Genomic DNA, 17,748 nt, shown 5'->3' with positions numbered 1-17,748 from the left:
GGGTTCGGTGGCGGTACCTCATGAAGCCGCCGGGAGCGGGAGGGCCGTTTTCGCGCAGGTGTGCGGCTGTGACGGCGTCGGCCGACGCTCTACCGGGCCTGGCCCGGCTGGGCGGCCATCCGGCCCCATCCCTTGGACAGCGCCAGGTACACGCAGGCCGCCGCCAGCCCCGCCTCCGCCACCGCGCTGGCCAGTGCTTCCAGGAGGGCCGCGCCCATCGGGGACGTCGTTATGTCGAACCATGCGTCCAGGACCGCGACCGAGGCCGTCGCCGAGGCGGTGAGACGGGCTCGGGCGTCGCCCCGCAGGCCCAGCACCGCCGTCGCCGCGCACCCTGCCGCCATCAGGACGTCCAGCCCGATCCAGGCCAGTGACCAGTTGTGCACCTCGGTCCGGGTGGGCAGCGTGCGCGCCAGCACCACCATCCACGGCACCAGCAGCACGGCGGACGACCCGAGAAGGATCAGTGCCCACTGCTTCAGCCGCCTCATCCGCTTCGCCTTTCGGGTCCGGACCGCCGTTAACCGGTTCAACACCTGTTCCCCTCCCGCTGTTCCGGATGCGTGGCTGTGGAAACCTGTGAATCGCACGGCTCCCTGCCATGCGATTCACGCTAGACCGCAGAGAAATTTCTGCAAAGAAAATTCGGCAGACATCGGGGAAGAGTCAGGGAGACTCGGGGATGTCTCAGGGTGCGCGGGTTACGGTGACCGCATGACCGACGGCACGCCCCACCAGGCCGAAGCCCCGACGCCCACCGCGCCCGCCGGGACGCCCGCCACCCTTGAGCCCGAGCCCACCGCCCCCGTGCCCGCGCCCGCCGGGACGCCCGCCACCCGCGAGCCCGAGCCCGCCGCCCCCGCGGACCCGCCCGCCGCCCCCGCGGACCCGTCCACCACCTCGGCGGACCCGTCCGACACCCACGCCGAGCTGACCGGCCTGGAGCGCACCGCTCTCTACAAGTCCCTCGGCAACCCGCTGCGCCGCCGGATCCTCGACTACCTCGGCCGGCACGGCGAGGCGAACTCCACCGTGCTCGCCCGCGAACTCGGCGAGAGCTCCGGCACCACCAGCTACCACCTGCGCAAACTGGCGGAGCAACGGCTCATCGAGGAGATCCCGGAGAAGTCGGGGGGCCGGGAGCGCTGGTGGCGGAGCCTGCCCTTCAGTCACACCACGCCCGACCCGGCCACGATGACGCCGGCGGAGTACGCGGCGGCCGAGCACCTCGCCCTCCTGAAGATCGAGGTCGACACCAGACTCTTCCGCCGCGCCCACGAGGAGTACCGGGGCCCGCAGGGCTGGGCCCAGGTGCAGCGCACCGGCACCTGGATGACCAAGGACGACCTGCATGCCTTCGTCCGTGCCTACCAGGAACTCCTCGACCGCCACAGCCACCCCGACGACGCCGTCCCCGAGGGAGCGCGCCGGGTGAACCTGCGCTTCTACGCGGCTCCGGAGACGGGGGACGAGGAAAACGGCGCACAGGCAGACCGGTGACGTCTGCCGTTCACGGTGACCTGGAAGCGTCTCGATCGTTCAGCCTGTGTGGCGTCGCGGGGTCGAGACGGCGGGGACGGCAGCGCTCGGCTGCGCGGCGACCCGACGCGGGGCGAGCGGGAGTCCGTGGAAGGTGCTCGTGGGGGAGGATGGAGGTATGCCGAACCGACTGGCCCACGAGACGTCCCCCTATCTCCTCCAGCACGCCGACAATCCCGTCGACTGGTGGCCATGGTCGGAGGAGGCCTTCCAGGAGGCGCGACGCCGGGGAGTTCCGGTGCTGCTCAGCGTCGGCTACTCAAGTTGCCACTGGTGCCACGTTCTCGCTCGGGAAAGCTTTGAGGACGAGGTGACGGCAGCCTTCATGAACGAGCACTTCGTCAGCGTCAAGGTCGACCGTGAGGAGCGGCCGGACGTCGACGCCGTCTACATGGAGGCCGTACAGGCCGCCACCGGGCAGGGGGGCTGGCCCATGACCGTCTTTCTCACCCCCGAGGCCGAACCCTTCTACTTCGGCACCTACTTCCCGCCCGCCCCCCGCCACGGCATGCCCTCCTTCCGGCAGGTGCTGGAGGGGGTCCGGGCCGCCTGGGCCGACCGGCGCGACGAGGTCACCGAGGTGGCCGGGAAGATCGTCCGCGACCTCGCCCAGCGGGAGCTCGGGCACCAGGGCGGCCGGCCGCCCGGTGAGCAGGAGCTCGCCCAGGCGCTGCTCGGGCTCACCCGTGAGTACGACCCGCAGCGCGGCGGGTTCGGCGGCGCCCCCAAGTTCCCGCCGTCCATGGTCATCGAGTTCCTGCTGCGCCACCATGCCCGGACCGGAGCCGAAGGCGCGCTGCAGATGGCCGTGGACACCTGCGAGCGGATGGCCCGCGGCGGTCTCTACGACCAGCTCGGCGGCGGTTTCGCCCGCTACTCCGTCGACCGTGACTGGACCGTCCCGCACTTCGAGAAGATGCTCTACGACAACGCCCTGCTGTGCCGGGTGTACGCGCACCTGTGGCGGGCCACGGGCTCCGAGCTGGCCCGCCGGGTCGCGCTGGAGACCGCCGACTTCATGGTCCGAGAACTGCGCACCGGCGAGGGCGGGTTCGCCTCCGCGCTCGACGCCGACAGCGACGACGGGAGCGGCCGGCACGTCGAGGGCGCGTACTACGTCTGGACACCCGCCCAGCTCCGCGAGGTCCTCGGTGAGGACGACGCGGAGCTGGCCGCCCGGTACTTCGGGGTCACCGAGGAGGGCACCTTCGAGGAGGGGCAGTCCGTGCTGCAGCTCCCGCAGCAGGAGGGCGTGTTCGACGCCGAGCGGATCGAGTCCGTCAGGCGGCGCCTGCTGGCCGGGCGGGCCGGACGCCCCGCCCCGGGCCGTGACGACAAGGTGGTCGCCGCCTGGAACGGCCTCGCCGTCGCCGCGCTCGCCGAGACCGGCGCCTACTTCGACCGCCCCGACCTGGTCGAGGCCGCCGTCGGCGCCGCCGACCTCCTCGTCCGGCTCCATCTCGACGACCACGCGCGACTCACCCGCACCAGCCGGGACGGCCGGGCCGGCGCCAACGCGGGCGTGCTGGAGGACTACGGCGATGTCGCCGAGGGCTTCCTCGCCCTCGCCTCCGTGACCGGCGAGGGCGTCTGGCTGGAGTTCGCCGGACTCCTCCTCGACCATGTCCTGACCCGCTTCACCGACCGGGAGGACCCGGAGTCCGGCGCCCTCTACGACACCGCCGCCGACGCCGAGCAACTGATCCGCCGGCCGCAGGACCCGACGGACAACGCCACGCCCTCCGGCTGGACCGCCGCGGCCGGTGCCCTGCTCGGCTACGCGGCCCACACCGGCGCCGAATCCCATCGCACCGCCGCGGAAAGGGCGTTGGGGATCGTCGGGACGCTCGGACCGCGCGTGCCGCGGTTCGTCGGATGGGGACTCGCGGTGGCCGAGGCGCTGCTCGACGGGCCGCGCGAGATCGCGGTCGTGGGACCTCGGGCGCCCGACGCCCGCACCACGGCCCTGCACCGCACGGCGCTTCTGGGGACCGCCCCCGGTGCGGTCGTGGCCGTGGGGACGCCGGGCAGCGACGAGTTCCCGTTGCTCGCGGGGCGGCCGCTGGTCGACGGGGAGGCGGCCGCGTACGTGTGCCGCAACTTCACCTGCGACGCCCCGACCACCGACCCGGAGCGACTGCAGGCGGCGCTCGGCGGCTGAAAACCGCCCACGTTCAGTGGTTGCCGCGCTGAAACACGCCATTTATAGGCCGAGTTCACACTCTTCACATCAGCCTCATAGGATCCACTCCGTGCCGTGGCGGATATGACCCGCCGTCACGGCAGGGGCAGGGTGGGCGTGAAGACTTCGTGGGTGAAGTTTGTGTTCCGTGTGACTGTCGTTCACCTGAGGGCCCCTAGCATCGCTGGAGCAGCGCCCGGTTCTGCCTCGTTTCGGACCGTGGCGGACATGTCATGTGGGGGGAGAGCACAACTTTGTCCGAGTTCTTCGACCAGGTCTGGTCGTGGATCGTCGAGGCTGTGGGGGAGACTTCGTGGCGGGAGCTGATGCCGCTGGGGCTTGCCGGACTGTTCGTCTGGGCGCTCTGGCTGTACCGGGCGGTGCTCTCGCGGTTCGCCAAGCCGGTCGTCAACGATTTCCGCACCAGCGTCTCCGTGGTGGTCCCGGCCTACCGCGAAGACCCGGAGATCCTGCTGGAATGCCTGGAGACCTGGCTCGCCCAGGATCCCGACGAGATCATCATCGTCCCTGACGTCGAGGACCACGAGGTACTGCACCGGCTGTCGCTGGTGGAGGACCCCCGGGTCCGGGTGCTCGCCTTCGAGCACAGGGGGAAACGTTCCGCCTTGGGGGTCGGCATACGCGCCGCCACCAGCGAGGTCCTCGTCCTGGTGGACTCCGACACCCGCTGGGAGGCGGGGCTGCTGGACGCCGTGCAGATGCCGTTCGCGGACCCCGCGGTCGGCGGGGTGGGCACCCAGCAGAACGTCTACCAGCGCACCACCAGCGTCTGGCGCCGCATCGCCGACTGGCTGGTCAACCTCCGGTACTACGACTACGTTCCGGCCATGGGCCGGGCCGGTGCCGTGGCCTGTCTGTCCGGCCGTACCGCAGCCTACCGCCGTGCGGCGGTCCTGCCCGTGCTGGACAACCTGGAGAACGAGTTCTTCCTCGGCCGCCGTTGCGTGGCGGGCGACGACGGCAGGCTGACCTGGCTGGTCCTCGCCTCCGGCTACAAGACCGTGCACCAGTCCTCCGCACGCGCGATCTCCATGTTCCCGTCGTCCTTCCGGGCCTTCGTGAAGCAGCGGGTGCGGTGGAGCCGCAACTCCTACCGGTGCTACCTGACCGCGCTGTACAAGGGCTGGCTGTGGCGGGTCCCGCTGGTCACCAAGATCACCGTGCTGCAGATCCTGCTGACCCCGGTGACCATGGGCATGGCCCTCGGCTATCTGCTGACGAGCCGGCTGGACCTCAGCACCCGCGGCGTCGTGCTCGCCCTGATCTGGCTGCTGCTGGGCCGCGCCGTCCGCGGCTACTCGCACCTGCGCAGGCACCCGCAGGAGATCCTCCTGCTGCCGCTGACCGCCCTCGTGGTCATCATGATCTCGCTGCCGATCAAGCTGTACGCGTTCGTCACCATGAACAAGCAGGGCTGGCTGACCCGCAGCAGCACCAGTGTCGGAGGCGAGGGCCAGAGCGCCGCCACGCTCTCCGGATCCGCCGGAGACGGCCAGAACCACTCCGCCCTCCAGCCCGAGGTGATCTGAGGCCATGGCACCCCGTCTCCTGACGACTCTCCTGACGAATCCCGTGACGAGGACGAGACCCGGTCCCGGCCCGGACCACGGCCCCGGCAGCCGGTTGCGCCGGGCCGGTACCGGAGCGGTGGCCGCGCTGGGTGCCTTCGCGGTGGCGGCGACGCTGCTGCTGGGGGCCTCGGCCACGGCCCACGCCGACGCGGACGGCGACAAGAAGCAGAAGCTGGCCGGCGAGGACGCCGAGACCCAGGCCGCGCTCGTCGCCGACGAGGACCACCGGCTCAACCAGGTACGGGCCTTCACCTCGGTCGCGCCCCTGCAGAGCACCAAGTGGACCGTGCCGTACCGGCTGGACACCGACAACGGCTACACCCTGGTCCTCACCCAGCGCAGGAACGCCTACACCATCGCCGACCTGCTGCGACTCGCCCCGCAGACCTTCGTGCGGCGCAAGGACGGCTCGTACCTGCTGACCGAGAACATCTACCTCAACGTCGGCGCCAAGCTGAAGCTGTCCAACCCGGGCGGCCTCACCCTGCGCATGGCCAGCAACCGCAGCGGCTTCGTCTCCATCGTCTCCTTCGGCGGCGAACTCTCCCTGCAGGGCACCGCCCAGGCGCCGTTGACCATCACCAGCTGGAACCCGCAGGCCAACAAGGCCGACACCGACGTCCGGGACGGCCGCGCCTACATCCGCACCATCGGCGGCCAGTTCGAGATGACGCACACCACACTCGCGAACCTGGGCTTCTGGAGCGGCCGCACCGGCGGGCTCAGCCTCACCGGCACCGACCGGCCGAACACCGGCTCGCTGGAGGACACCGGCCAGGTGCACGGCAAGACCGCGCGCGAGCGAGCCCGCGCGCAGAACAACGGGCGGGACGACCAGAACACCACCAGCGGTGACATCACGGCCATGCCCTCGGGCGCCCTGACCACCCCCGACGCCCGGTTCTCGACCGCCGGACTCTCCTACGTCTCCGGGTCGATCACCCACTCGACCATCACCGGCAACGCCTTCGGGATCTTCATCTCCAGCGCGACGGGGATCGAGATCAGCGACACGACGGTGGAGAACAGCCTGGAGGACGGGGTGGTCATGCACCGGTTCGTCTCCAGCTCGCTCGTGCAGCGCACGGTCGCCAAGGACAACGGCGGCGACGGTTTCATCCTGTCCCGGGCCACCCAGCAGGTGCGGGTCAGCGGCTGCACCGCCGAGGGCAACGGCGGCAACGGCTACACGCTCAGCGGCAAGCCGCTCGCCGACGGCCCCTCGGCCTCCGGGCAGGCCGTCGACAGCTACGGCTCCAACTCGGTCGCCAACAGCGTGGCCAAGGACAACGGCCGGTACGGTGTGGAGGTGCTGGGCGGTTTCGACGTCGGCGTGCAGAACAACCGCATCGAGGGCGGCGACATGGGCATCGTGGCCCGCCTGGCGGCGGACAAGGTGTCCATCACCGGCAACCGTGTCACCGGCCAGAAGCGGCAGGGCATCTCGGTACGCGACGGGGTCACCGGCGCCACCGTCACCGGCAACATCATCGACGGCCCGCAGACCGGCGTGTACGTGCGCGACTCGGCCGCCGACATACGCGGCAACACCGTCCAGGACGCCACGAACCACGGGGTCAGCCTGGTCGGCGGCGTGTCCGGCACGACGGTCTCGTACAACGTGATCGGCGGGGTCGGCCCCAGCGCGCTGGACTCCAGCCGCTCCCACGGCGGTGCCGACATCAAGGAGAACCAGACCTTCGCCTGGTACGACACCAGCTCGTTCTGGGTCAAGGTCAAGCACTACGCGAGCCCGATGACCCTGCTGTGGACGGGCATCCTGCTGCTGATCCTCTTCTCCGCCGCGATGGGCCGGCGCCGGCGGCGGGGGGCCGGCCAGGGTGCCGCCATCGTGCACCCGTACTCCGACAAGGCGCCCCTGCCCGCCCCGCCGCCGGACGAGATCGCCGTGGCAGGCCGCCGACGGGAGCCGGTGATGAGCGAATGACCGACAACCTGCCGGCCGTGCCGCCCGACCCCGACAAGCCGAACGGCACCGGTCCCGACGACAGCGGCACGCCGGGCGGCACCGGAACCGACGGCCGCGGTGGTGTGCCGGGCGGTGCGTCCGGTGCCGAGCGGCTGCGCCGGATCTGGCTCTCCGGCGGGCCGCCGCTGTGGGTGGCATCGGCCGCCCTGCTGATCTCGGTGGTGGCCCTGATCGTGGCGGGGGTCTCCGCAGGCGACGACCGGCCCGTCGTGTACGGCGCCGGGCCCACCGCGGGCCCCACCATCCCGGTCGCCGAACCCTCCGACGACGGGGACTCCACCGGTGGCTCGGGCGCCACGGCCGACGACCCGGCACCGAGTGACCCGGCGGACGCCGAGGGCACGGCCACGCCCGGCGCGACCGGCTCGGCCGTGGCCTCCGGACCGGTGACGTGCCCGGCCGCCACCGTCACCGTCAGCGACGCCAAGTCCCTGAAGAAGGCGCTGGAGGAGGCCCAGCCCGGTGCCGTCATCAGGATGCGGGACGGCGTCTACGCGGACCGCTTCACCGCCACCACCCCCGGCACGGCGGACCGGCCGATCTTCCTGTGCGGCGGTCCGGGCGCGGTGATCGACGCGGGTGACGTCGACGGCGGCTACGCCTTCCACCTCGACGGCGCCAGCCACTGGCGGCTGATCGGCTTCACCGTGCGCGACGGACAGAAGGGGGTCATGGCCGACGGCGTCCAGGGCGCCGTCATCCAGGGCCTGACCGTCGAGAACATCGGCGACGAGGGCATCCACCTGCGCGACTTCAGCTCGGGCAACGTGGTCGAGGGCAACACCGTCCGCGCCACGGGCAAGCGCAAGGAGACGTTCGGCGAGGGGATCTACGTCGGGTCCGCGGAGTCCAACTGGTGCACCGTCACCGACTGCAAGCCCGACAAGAGCGACGACAACGTGATCCGCGGCAACCACATCAGCGACACCACCGCGGAGTCCGTCGACATCAAGGAGGGCACCACCGGGGGTTCCCTGATCGGCAACACCTTCGACGGCGCCGACCTCAGCGGGGGGCACAACGACTCGTGGGTCGACGTCAAGGGCAACGACTGGCTGATCAAGGGCAACGTCGGCCGCCACTCCCTCGAGGACGGCTTCCAGACCCACCAGATCCTCGACGGCTGGGGCACCGGCAACGTGTTCCAGGGCAACATCGCGCAGGTGGACGGGCCCGGCTACGGCTTCCATTTCGCACCCGTCGAGAAGAACAAGGTCACCTGCGACAACAAGACCACCGACGCGGCGAAGGGCCTCGCCAACGTCGCCTGCTCATCCTGACCTGATCCCTGACCCGACATGACGTGACGGGGCCCGGCCCGCACCCGGACCCCGCACGGCCGCAGTTCCCTCTCCCTCACCCACGCGCGTCCTCGGCATGCGCACTTCCCGCTCGGGAACCCCCTCGGAGGCATCATGGACACTCTTCCCGCCGCTCCGCACGGCACCGTCGGCCCCGACGCCCCCCGCCTGACCGTCATAGGCACCGGCTACCTGGGTGCCACGCACGCCGTCTGCATGGCGGCCCTGGGCTACGAGGTCCTCGGGGTCGACGTGGATCCCGGCAAGATCGAGCTGCTGAGAGCCGGGCAGGCGCCGTTCTTCGAGCCAGGCCTGCCCGAACTCCTGGCCAAGGCCCAGGACTCCGGGCGGCTGCACTTCACGACCAGCCTCGCCGAGGCCGCGGAGTTCGGCGACATCCACTTCGTCTGCGTGGGCACCCCGCAGCAGCCCGGTTCCTACGCCGCGGACCTCACCTACGTGGAGGGCGCGGTGACCGAGCTGGCCCGGCACCTGGACCGCCGGGCCCTGGTGGTCGGCAAGTCCACGGTGCCGGTGGGCACCGCGGCCCGGCTCGCGGAGCTGGTCCGCACCACCGCCCCCGCGGGGGACGCCGTGGAACTGGCCTGGAACCCGGAGTTCCTGCGGGAGGGGTTCGCGGTGGAGGACACCCTGCACCCGGACCGGCTGGTGTTCGGCACCGAGTCCGCGTGGGCGGAGCAGCAGCTGCGCGCCGCGTTCGCGCCCGTCATCGCCCAGGGCACCCCGGTGGTGGTCGCCGACCTGCCGACCGCCGAACTCGTCAAGGTCGCCGCCAACTCCTTCCTGGCCACGAAGATCTCCTACATCAACGCCATGGCGGAGGTCTGCGAGGCGACCGGCGCCGACGTGCACGTGCTGGCGGAGGCGCTGGCGTACGACGACCGGATCGGCGGCCGGTTCCTCAAGCCGGGGCTGGGCTTCGGCGGTGGCTGCCTGCCCAAGGACATCCGGGCGTTCATCCACCGTGCCGAGGAACTGGACGTCGCCCAGGCGGTCGCCTTCCTGCGCGAGGTGGACGCGATCAACCAGCGCCGCCGGGCCCGCACCGTCGACCTGGTCCGCGAGCTGGCCGGCGGCGATCTCACCGGGACGAAGGTGGCCGCGCTCGGGGCGGCCTTCAAGCCCGACTCCGACGACATCCGCGACGCGCCCGCGCTGGACGTCGCCGCCGCCCTGCACCGGGCCGGCGCCCAGGTGACCGTCTACGACCCGGTGGCGATGGACAACGCCCGCCGCGTCCACCCCGAGCTGGCCTACGGCACCGACGCGCTGCAGGCCGCCGCGGGCGCCGATGTCGTGGTCCTGCTCACCGAGTGGACGCAGTTCCGCGAGATCGACCCGGAGGTGATGGGTGCGGTCGTGAACCGGCGCCGGGTCGTGGACGGCCGGCACGCCCTCGACCCCGCGCAGTGGCGCGCGGCCGGCTGGGAGTACCGGGCGCTGGGCCGCAACTGACCCCGCCCGGGAGCCGGTTCAGGCGAACTCGGCGAGGGCGCGGGCCACGATGGCCTCCAACTGCCGGTGGTGCGCGCCCTTCCAGTACGCGCGGCCGCACTCCGCGCACTGCGCGAAGACGTCGTACGACTTCTGCGTCCCGCCCTTGAGCTGGTCGGCCACCTCGTCCTTGGTGGCCTCCTTCAGCAGGCCGTTGCAGGCCGTGCAGCGGGTCCAGGGGCGCAGGCCGGGGGCGAACCGGCCGAGGACGTCGTGGAGCTGGTCGTCGGGGCTGGTGCTGTAGACGTAGGCGCCGGCCCAGAGCTCGCGGCGGCGCAGCAGGCCCCGGTCGCGGCTCAGCAGCACGCGCTGCTCGGCCGCCGAGCGGGCCGCGAGCGCGGGGTCGCCGATGTCCGTCGACTCGTAGGCCGTGTCCACACCGAGCAGGCGGAGCCGGCGGGCGAGAGTGCCGAGGTGGACGTCCAGGAGGAAGCGGAGCGGGGCGCCGGGGAAGCGCTGGGGCCGGGTGACCGGGCGGACGGCCACCCGCTCGCCGTCCGCCGGGACGTGGGCGACCGGGACCTGGCGGCCGTCCACCACCAGCGCGCCGACCTCGGTCAACGGGACGCCCAGCGACTCGATGACATGGCCGAGTGTCGAGACTCCGTCGACGGCGAGCGGATGGCTGCCGACCCGCCGGGCGTGCGGGACGAACAGGGCGAGCTCGGGAGCGACTTCGACCTGGATCTCGGAAGCGTTCACCAGGTCAGGATGGCACGGGTGACGGCCGTGACCTCAGTGGTTTTCGAGAGGCAGGCCGTGCTCGATGACGTCCAGGGCGCGGTCGACGAGGGCCTCGAAGTCGCCCTCGTGCTGGTTCTCCGCCCAGTACATCGACACCTCCATCAGGCCGCCGATGAAGGACATCGCGTAGACCCGCACCTCCAGGCTGTCCGGGTCGCGGCCGGTGCGCTCCCCGATGGCCTGGCAGAGCATGCGTCCGGTGGACGACATGCTCTCCATCATGCGGGAGCGCACCGCGGGGACCTCGACCATCAGCCGGGTGCGCAGCAGGGAGACCGCCGGGTCGTCCTTGACGCCCAGCCGGACCGCCCGGTGCATCACGTACCGGAGGGATTCCGGCCACGGCTCGTCCGCGGGCCGCGCCCGGAGCTCCTCCAGGATGACCGGGTCGTACTCGTCCGTGAGGACGATGTCCTCCTTGGTCGGGAAGTACCGGAAGACCGTCGACGGCGACACCTCGGCCCGCTCCGCGATCTGCTCGATCGTCGTGGCGTCCCAGCCCTGTACCTCGACCAGCGCGTAGGTGGCCTCGCGGATCGCCTCGCGGGTCTTGATCTTCTTGCGTTCGCGCAGGCCGGGCTGGGGGGATGTGTGCGGTGCCGTCATGCCGGTCATTGTCCGGCATCGGCGGCGGCGGGGGCCACGGCCGGGGACTGGTCTCCTTCGGTACGGCGCTCGGTCGGGGTGTCGGGCAGGAACGCGGCGGCCAGCAGGGCGGTGGCGAGGGCGGCGATGCCGCACACCAGCAGGACCAGGCTCATGCCGTGGACGTAGGAGGCGTTCGCGGAGCCGACGAGGCGGGCGGAGCCGGTCCGCGCGGCGACCAGGTGGGCGGCGACCACCGACTCGCCGGCGGTGTGGCCGAGCGGGGCGGGCAGCCCGGTCACGTCCAGGCGGTCGCGGAAGGCGCCGGCCAGCAGACTGCCGAGCAGGGCGATGCCGATCGCGCCGCCGACCTGGCGCATCGTCATCAGCAGCCCGGAGCCGCTGCCTGCCCGGTCCGCGGGCAGCGCGCCGAGGGCGCCGTCCATCGACGGGACCACCGAGAAGCCGAAGCCCAGGCCGGCGACGGACAGCCACAGCGCGGTGAAGCCGTAGCCGTCGCTCACCGACGTACGGCTGCCGAGCAGGGCGGCGAAGGCGAGGACGACGAGGCCCGCGGTGACGACGGCGCGGGCGCCGAACCGGGCGACGACCGGCTGGGCGGCCCGCGCGGCGACGATCAGGCCGCCCATCATCGGCAGCAGGCGCAGGCCGGTGCCGAGGGCGTCGTTGCCGAGGACCGTCTGGAGGTACGGCGGCAGCACGAACATCAGGCCGGAGAGCACGAACATCACCAGGGTCGCCGCGAGGGTGTTGAGCAGGAAGCCGCGCCGGGTGAGCAGCCCCAGGTCGAGCAGGGGGCGGTCGGCCCGGCGTTCGCGCAGCACCAGGGCGGTGACGAGGACGACGGCCACGGCGAACAGGGCCAGCACCAGCGGGTCGCCCCAGCCGCGGCCGGGGGCCTCGATGATCGCGTAGACGAGGGCGCCGAGGCCGATCGCGGTGAGCGCGGTGGAGACGGCGTCGACCCTGGGGGAGGCGGGGTCGCTGGTCTCGGGGAGCAGGAGGACGCAGGCGGCGACGCCGAGGGCGGCCATCGGCACGTTGATCAGGAAGACCGAGCCCCACCAGAAGTGGTCGAGCAGGAAGCCGCCGATGATCGGGCCGAGCGGGAGGCCGAGCGCCGAGGCGGCCGAGACGATGCCGACGGCCCGGGTGCGCTCGGCCGGTCCGAACAGCGAGGGCAGCACGGACAGGGCGAGCGGCATCACCAGCGCGGCGCCGATGCCCATGGCGGCGCGGGCGGCGATCACCCAGGTCACGTCGCCGGCCAGCGAGCCCAGCGCGGAGCCCGCCAGGAAGACCAGCAGGCCCACGACGAGCATCCGGCGGCGGCCGAAGCGGTCGCCGAGGAGTCCGGCGGGGAGCATCAGCGAGGCGAAGACGATGACGTACGCGTCCGCCATCCACTGCTGCTGACCGGTGGTGGCGCCGAGCTGTCCGGCCATCGTCGGGAGCGCCACGTTGAGGATCGTCGTGTCGAAGCCGAGCACCAGCATGCTCGCGACCAGGGCGCCCAGGGCCCACCAGCGGCGGGGGTTCGGGGGCGCCCCTTCAAGAGGAGTGACAGTAGCCATGAAATGAGAGTAGCTCTCAAAATCTAGTGACTGTCAATGGCGAGTCGATGGTGTCACGGGATTCGGGCACGAAAAAGTGGCCACGGCTCGGAAGCCGTGGCCACTCGACGCAGCGGTGGTGGAGCTATGCGTGCTGGTAGGCCACCAGGGAGATGCCGACGTAGTGGACGACGAACGCGGCCAGCGTGAGGGAGTGGAACACCTCGTGGAATCCGAAGTACCGCGGTGACGGGTTGGGGCGCTTGATGCCGTAGATCACGCCGCCCGCGCTGTAGAGCAGGCCGCCCACGATCACCAGGACGAGGACGGCGATGCCGCCCGTGCGCATGAAGTCGGGCAGGAAGAAGACCGCCGCCCAGCCCATCGCGATGTAGCAGGGCGTGTACAGCCAGCGCGGCGCGCCGACCCAGAAGACCCGGAAGACGATGCCGGCCGCTGCCGCGGCCCAGATGCCCCACAGCAGCCACTGGCCCTTGGTGCCCGGCAGGAGCAGCAGGGTCAGCGGGGTGTAGGTGCCCGCGATGATCAGGAAGATGTTGGCGTGGTCGAGTCTGCGCAGGATGCCGTCCATGCGCGGGCTCCAGTTGCCCCGGTGGTACAGCGCGCTCACGCCGAACAGCAGGCATGCCGTCAGGACGTAGATCCCGCAGGCGATGCGGCCACGGGGTGAGTCGGCGAGAGCGGTGAGGACGAGGCCCGCGACGAGTACGGCCGGGAACATGCCCAGGTGCAGCCAGCCGCGCAGCTTGGGCTTGACCTGTTGTGTCAGGGAGGAGAGCGCGGCGGAACCACGGCCGGCGGCCGGCGGTTCCGTGGGCGCGTCGGGGACGGACGCAGTCATGAAGGGCATCGTACCTACGGAACCGTAAGTAACGGATCAGTCTCGCTCGATGACCGTCCCGGAGTGGCCATCGTCTCACGCGACCCCGACAGCGCTCATCTCGGTGAGCAAAAAGACCTTGAGGCGAACTCCATATGGACGCAAAGAGACGCAGGTGGGCGCAGAAACCGTGGCCTTCCTCACGTCGCTCATCTGTGACTCCCTCTGGACAGATGGGAGATCGAGTCGGAGGATCAAATGAGTGCGGTCGGCACCGGATGAGCGGCTACGAAGCATCCGGGTCGCAGCCCCCACGGGGCAACAAGGCCTTCCAGCAAGGCCACAAGATCCAAAATCCCTCATTTAGGAGCAATCGTGGCGCGCGACATCGCGGCTCCCACCGTCATCCCCACCAAACATCAGGAACTGGTCTCGTGGGTCAACGAGATCGCCGAACTGACGCAGCCGGACAGCGTGGTCTGGTGTGACGGATCCGAGGCCGAGTACGAGCGACTGTGCGAAGAGCTCGTGGCGAAGGGCACTTTCAAGAAGCTCGACCCGATCAAGCGCCCCCACTCCTACTACGCGGCCTCCGACCCGACCGACGTCGCCCGGGTCGAGGACCGCACGTTCATCTGCTCCGAGCGGGAGCAGGACGCCGGCCCGACCAACCACTGGAAGGCCCCCGCCGAGATGCGGGCCATCTTCACCGGAGAAGAAAACAGTGTCACGGGCGAGAAGGGCCTGTTCCGCGGCTCGATGAGGGGCCGGACGATGTACGTCGTCCCGTTCTGCATGGGCCCCCTCGGCTCGCCGCTGTCCGCCCTCGGCGTGGAGATCACGGACTCGGCGTACGTCGCCGTCTCGATGCGCACGATGACGCGCATGGGCCAGGCCGTTCTCGACGAGCTCGGCGACGACGGCTTCTTCGTGAAGGCCGTCCACACCCTCGGCGCCCCACTGGAGCCGGGTCAGGCCGACGTCCCCTGGCCGTGCAACCAGACCAAGTACATCTCGCACTTCCCCGAGTCGCGCGAGATCTGGTCCTACGGCTCCGGCTACGGCGGCAACGCCCTGCTCGGCAAGAAGTGCTACGCCCTGCGCATCGCCTCCGTCATGGCACGCGACGAGGGCTGGCTCGCCGAGCACATGCTGATCCTCAAGCTCACGCCCCCGCAGGGCGAGTCCAAGTACGTCGCCGCCGCCTTCCCGAGCGCCTGCGGCAAGACGAACCTCGCCATGCTGGAGCCCACCGTCTCCGGCTGGACCGTCGAGACGATCGGCGACGACATCGCCTGGATGCGGTTCGGCGAGGACGGCCGCCTCTACGCGATCAACCCGGAGGCCGGCTTCTTCGGCGTCGCGCCCGGCACGGGTGAGCACACCAACGCCAACGCGATGAAGACCCTGTGGGGCAACGCCGTCTTCACCAACGTCGCGCTGACGGACGACGACGACATCTGGTGGGAGGGCATGACGGAGGAGACCCCGGCCCACCTGACCGACTGGAAGGGCCGGGACTGGACCCCGGACTCCGCCGAGCCCGCCGCCCATCCGAACGCCCGTTTCACCGTCCCCGCCGCGCAGTGCCCGATCATCGCGCCGGAGTGGGAGGACCCGAAGGGCGTGCCGATATCGGCGATCCTCTTCGGCGGCCGCCGCGCCACCGCGGTGCCGCTGGTGACCGAGTCCTTCGACTGGAACCACGGCGTCTTCCTCGGCGCCAACGTGGCCTCCGAGAAGACCGCCGCCGCCGAGGGCAAGGTCGGCGAGCTGCGCCGCGACCCGTTCGCGATGCTGCCGTTCTGCGGCTACAACATGGGCGACTACATGGCCCACTGGATCGACGTGGCCAAGGACAAGGACCAGTCCAAGCTGCCGAAGATCTACTACGTCAACTGGTTCCGCAAGAACGACGAGGGCAAGTTCGTCTGGCCGGGCTTCGGCGAGAACTCCCGCGTCCTGAAGTGGATCGTGGAGCGCCTGGACGGCAAGGCGGAGGGTGTTCGGACGCCGATCGGCGTCCTCCCGACGCGTGACGCCCTCGACACCGACGGGCTCGACCTCGACGACAGCGACCTCGACTTCCTGCTGACCGTCGACAAGGAGGTCTGGCGGGAGGAGGCGGCGCTCGTCCCCGACCACCTGAACACCTTCGGTGAGCACACGCCGAAGGAACTGTGGGCGGAGTACCGGGCGCTGGTGGAGCGGCTGGGGTAACTCCCCGCAGCAGGACTCCGCGGCCGGTTGGGGGATGTGCCCTGACCAGCGATCGTCACGACCGGCCGCGGTGTGAGACCGGCGAGGCCGCGCACAATGGGGTGCGAGGCTCCGGGCCTGTCGCCGCCCTTTCCCGTCAGCCCCGACGGGAGACGGGGCGGCGGCAGGCCTTCGCCTGTCCGGCCGAGTGTCTCCGGAAAGATGGCAGCTACGGCACCTCCCCGCACTGTCGTACCGCCCGAATACGACCAGTACGAGGACGACTTTCCGCCTTGCGATGTACCGCACCTGACGCCGAGTGCTGCTCCACCGGGGATCACGGGACAGCCCTTAGGGTTCTGTCCTGCGCGGAATTCTTCTGGCCGGAGGCACCGGTTCGCGACTGCGGCCGCTGACCCGCTCGGTGTCGAAGCAGTTGCTGCCGGTGTTCGACAAGCCGATGCTCTATTACCCGCTTTCCGCACTGGTGATGGCCGGTGTCCGCGAGATTCTGATCGTCACTACGCCCGCAGGGAATTGCGCACGCTCTGGTGCTGGGTGCCGGCTTCATCGGTGACCGGCCCGTCGCGCTGATTCTGGGCGACAACATCTTCCACGGGAGCGGCCTCGGCACGCGACTTGCCCACGGCGGCGATGTGCAGGGCGCCAGGGTGTTCGCGTATCAGGTGGCGAATCCCTCCGCCTACGGCGTGGTGGAGTTCGACGAGCGGGGCCGTGCGGTCTCCATCGAGGAGAAGCCGACGCGTCCCAGGTCCCGTTACGCCGTGCCGGGACTGTACTTCTACGACAACCGCGCGGTGGACATCGCGGGCACCCTGAAGCCCAGCGTCCGGGGTGAGTTGGAGATCACCGATCTCAACCGCGCCTATCTGGAGGCCGGAGAGCTGCACGTCACCCGGCTCGACCGGGGCACCGCATGGCTCGGCACCGGAACGTTCACCGCCATGGTCCAGGCCGCCGAGTTCGTCCGGGTGATCGAGGAGCGACAGGGTTGCAAGGTCGGCTGCGTCGAGGAGGCGGTCTGGCGGGCCGGCCTGATCGACGACGACCGCCTGGGGGAACTGGCTCAGCCGCTGCTCGCGAGCGGGTACGGCTGCTATCTGCTGGGGCTGCTGGAGGACTCCCGGCCCGTCGGCACGCTCCCAGGAACCCCGGAGTGCCGGTATGAAGCCGCCGGACCGTCCCGCGCGCGGAAGTGAGCACGCCGGGGGCTTCCCGCGGCGCCCGGCCCGACCCGGTGATCGTCGGACCCGACGGCTCGTCCGGTTACTCTCCGGCGAGGAAGCCGTCGATTCATCGGGGGGACGGCGAAACGGATGACAGGGCCAACCGTAAAGGCCTAAAAATCGGAGAATATTCCGTCAGTCGGGTGATTCTCAAAATGGCTCGAGTCGACCGCTAGTCATTCTTTCGTAAGAGTAGCCGTTGGTTTCATCTGTTGAGGGCAGATGGCAAGCGGTCGGCTCGAATGCGCGGTTGTGCGCCCGCTGCCATGTCCCCTCCCAATCGGCCGGGAGAATTACCTTGAGTCGTAGAACGAGTCGAACAGCGCGCCTGAAGTCCGCCACCCTGGTGTCGGTCGGCGCGGCATCGGTGGCACTCGGCGTCGCCCCGAGCGCCATGGCGGTCGCTGACGCGTCGCACAGGCCCGACGCCGGCATCGTC

General features: G+C 70.7%; 12 protein-coding genes and 1 pseudogene. 8 read left to right on the top strand and 5 right to left on the bottom strand.

The genetic code is table 11. From position 1 onward, the window contains the following. Positions 1 to 89: 89 nt before the first annotated feature. Entirely contained in the window at positions 90 to 491 is a 402-nt protein-coding gene (locus AB0M11_RS10290; RefSeq protein ID WP_365703456.1) for a hypothetical protein, read from the bottom strand. Between the two features lie 223 nt (positions 492 to 714). On the opposite strand from AB0M11_RS10290, the gene AB0M11_RS10285 reads away from it, so the two are divergent. The 6 genes from AB0M11_RS10285 (at position 715) to AB0M11_RS10260 (ending at position 10,080) form a co-directional block, all read left to right on the top strand. Then, positions 715 to 1,500, top strand: a complete 786-nt coding sequence (locus tag AB0M11_RS10285; RefSeq protein WP_365703454.1) for a helix-turn-helix domain-containing protein — start codon at positions 715 to 717, stop codon at positions 1,498 to 1,500. 157 nt (positions 1,501 to 1,657) lie between these two features. Further along, a complete protein-coding gene (locus AB0M11_RS10280; RefSeq protein WP_365703452.1) occupies positions 1,658 to 3,700 on the top strand; it encodes a thioredoxin domain-containing protein in 2,043 nt (680 codons plus the stop codon). A 275-nt stretch (positions 3,701 to 3,975) separates the two neighbouring features. Further along, entirely contained in the window at positions 3,976 to 5,271 is a 1,296-nt protein-coding gene (locus AB0M11_RS10275; protein WP_365703450.1) for a glycosyltransferase family 2 protein, read from the top strand. Between the two features lie 43 nt (positions 5,272 to 5,314). Next, positions 5,315 to 7,261, top strand: a complete 1,947-nt coding sequence (locus AB0M11_RS10270; RefSeq protein WP_365703448.1) for a right-handed parallel beta-helix repeat-containing protein — start codon at positions 5,315 to 5,317, stop codon at positions 7,259 to 7,261. Then, positions 7,258 to 8,583, top strand: coding sequence for a right-handed parallel beta-helix repeat-containing protein (locus AB0M11_RS10265; protein ID WP_365703447.1), 1,326 nt, complete (start codon positions 7,258 to 7,260; stop codon positions 8,581 to 8,583). Before AB0M11_RS10270 ends, AB0M11_RS10265 begins: the two co-directional genes overlap by 4 nt. Positions 8,584 to 8,718: 135 nt before the next feature. Continuing rightward, positions 8,719 to 10,080: a UDP-glucose/GDP-mannose dehydrogenase family protein gene (locus AB0M11_RS10260; protein ID WP_365703445.1), complete on the top strand. Its 1,362-nt coding sequence runs from the start codon at positions 8,719 to 8,721 to the stop codon at positions 10,078 to 10,080. 18 nt (positions 10,081 to 10,098) lie between these two features. Here AB0M11_RS10260 and AB0M11_RS10255 read toward each other — a convergent pair whose 3' ends face one another. The 4 genes from AB0M11_RS10255 to AB0M11_RS10240 form a co-directional block, all read right to left on the bottom strand. After that, positions 10,099 to 10,821, bottom strand: a complete 723-nt coding sequence (locus AB0M11_RS10255; RefSeq protein ID WP_365703443.1) for a Mut7-C RNAse domain-containing protein — start codon at positions 10,819 to 10,821, stop codon at positions 10,099 to 10,101. 33 nt (positions 10,822 to 10,854) lie between these two features. After that, positions 10,855 to 11,469 carry a TetR family transcriptional regulator gene (locus tag AB0M11_RS10250; RefSeq protein WP_365703441.1) on the bottom strand — a complete coding sequence of 205 codons (615 nt, stop codon included), beginning with the start codon at positions 11,467 to 11,469 and terminating at the stop codon, positions 10,855 to 10,857. 5 nt (positions 11,470 to 11,474) lie between these two features. Continuing rightward, entirely contained in the window at positions 11,475 to 13,043 is a 1,569-nt protein-coding gene (locus AB0M11_RS10245; protein WP_365703439.1) for an MFS transporter, read from the bottom strand. Between the two features lie 124 nt (positions 13,044 to 13,167). Then, complete coding sequence (locus tag AB0M11_RS10240) at positions 13,168 to 13,884, bottom strand: hemolysin III family protein (protein ID WP_365703437.1); 717 nt, start codon at positions 13,882 to 13,884, stop codon at positions 13,168 to 13,170. Between the two features lie 354 nt (positions 13,885 to 14,238). Here AB0M11_RS10240 and AB0M11_RS10235 point away from each other — a divergent pair, with 354 nt between their 5' ends. Continuing rightward, positions 14,239 to 16,083 (top strand): phosphoenolpyruvate carboxykinase (GTP), encoded by a 1,845-nt coding sequence (locus AB0M11_RS10235; RefSeq protein ID WP_365703435.1) that lies wholly within the window; start codon positions 14,239 to 14,241, stop codon positions 16,081 to 16,083. Positions 16,084 to 16,426: 343 nt separating this feature from the next. Further along, positions 16,427 to 17,282: pseudogene (locus AB0M11_RS10230) on the top strand (sugar phosphate nucleotidyltransferase). Positions 17,283 to 17,748: the final 466 nt, after the last annotated feature.

Origin of the sequence: Streptomyces sp. NPDC051987 (assembly GCF_040680735.1) — a bacterium.
Taxonomy (GTDB): domain Bacteria; phylum Actinomycetota; class Actinomycetes; order Streptomycetales; family Streptomycetaceae; genus Streptomyces.
The sequence above is the reverse complement of the archived record's forward strand: the minus strand, read 5'-3'. Positions and strand labels throughout refer to the sequence as shown.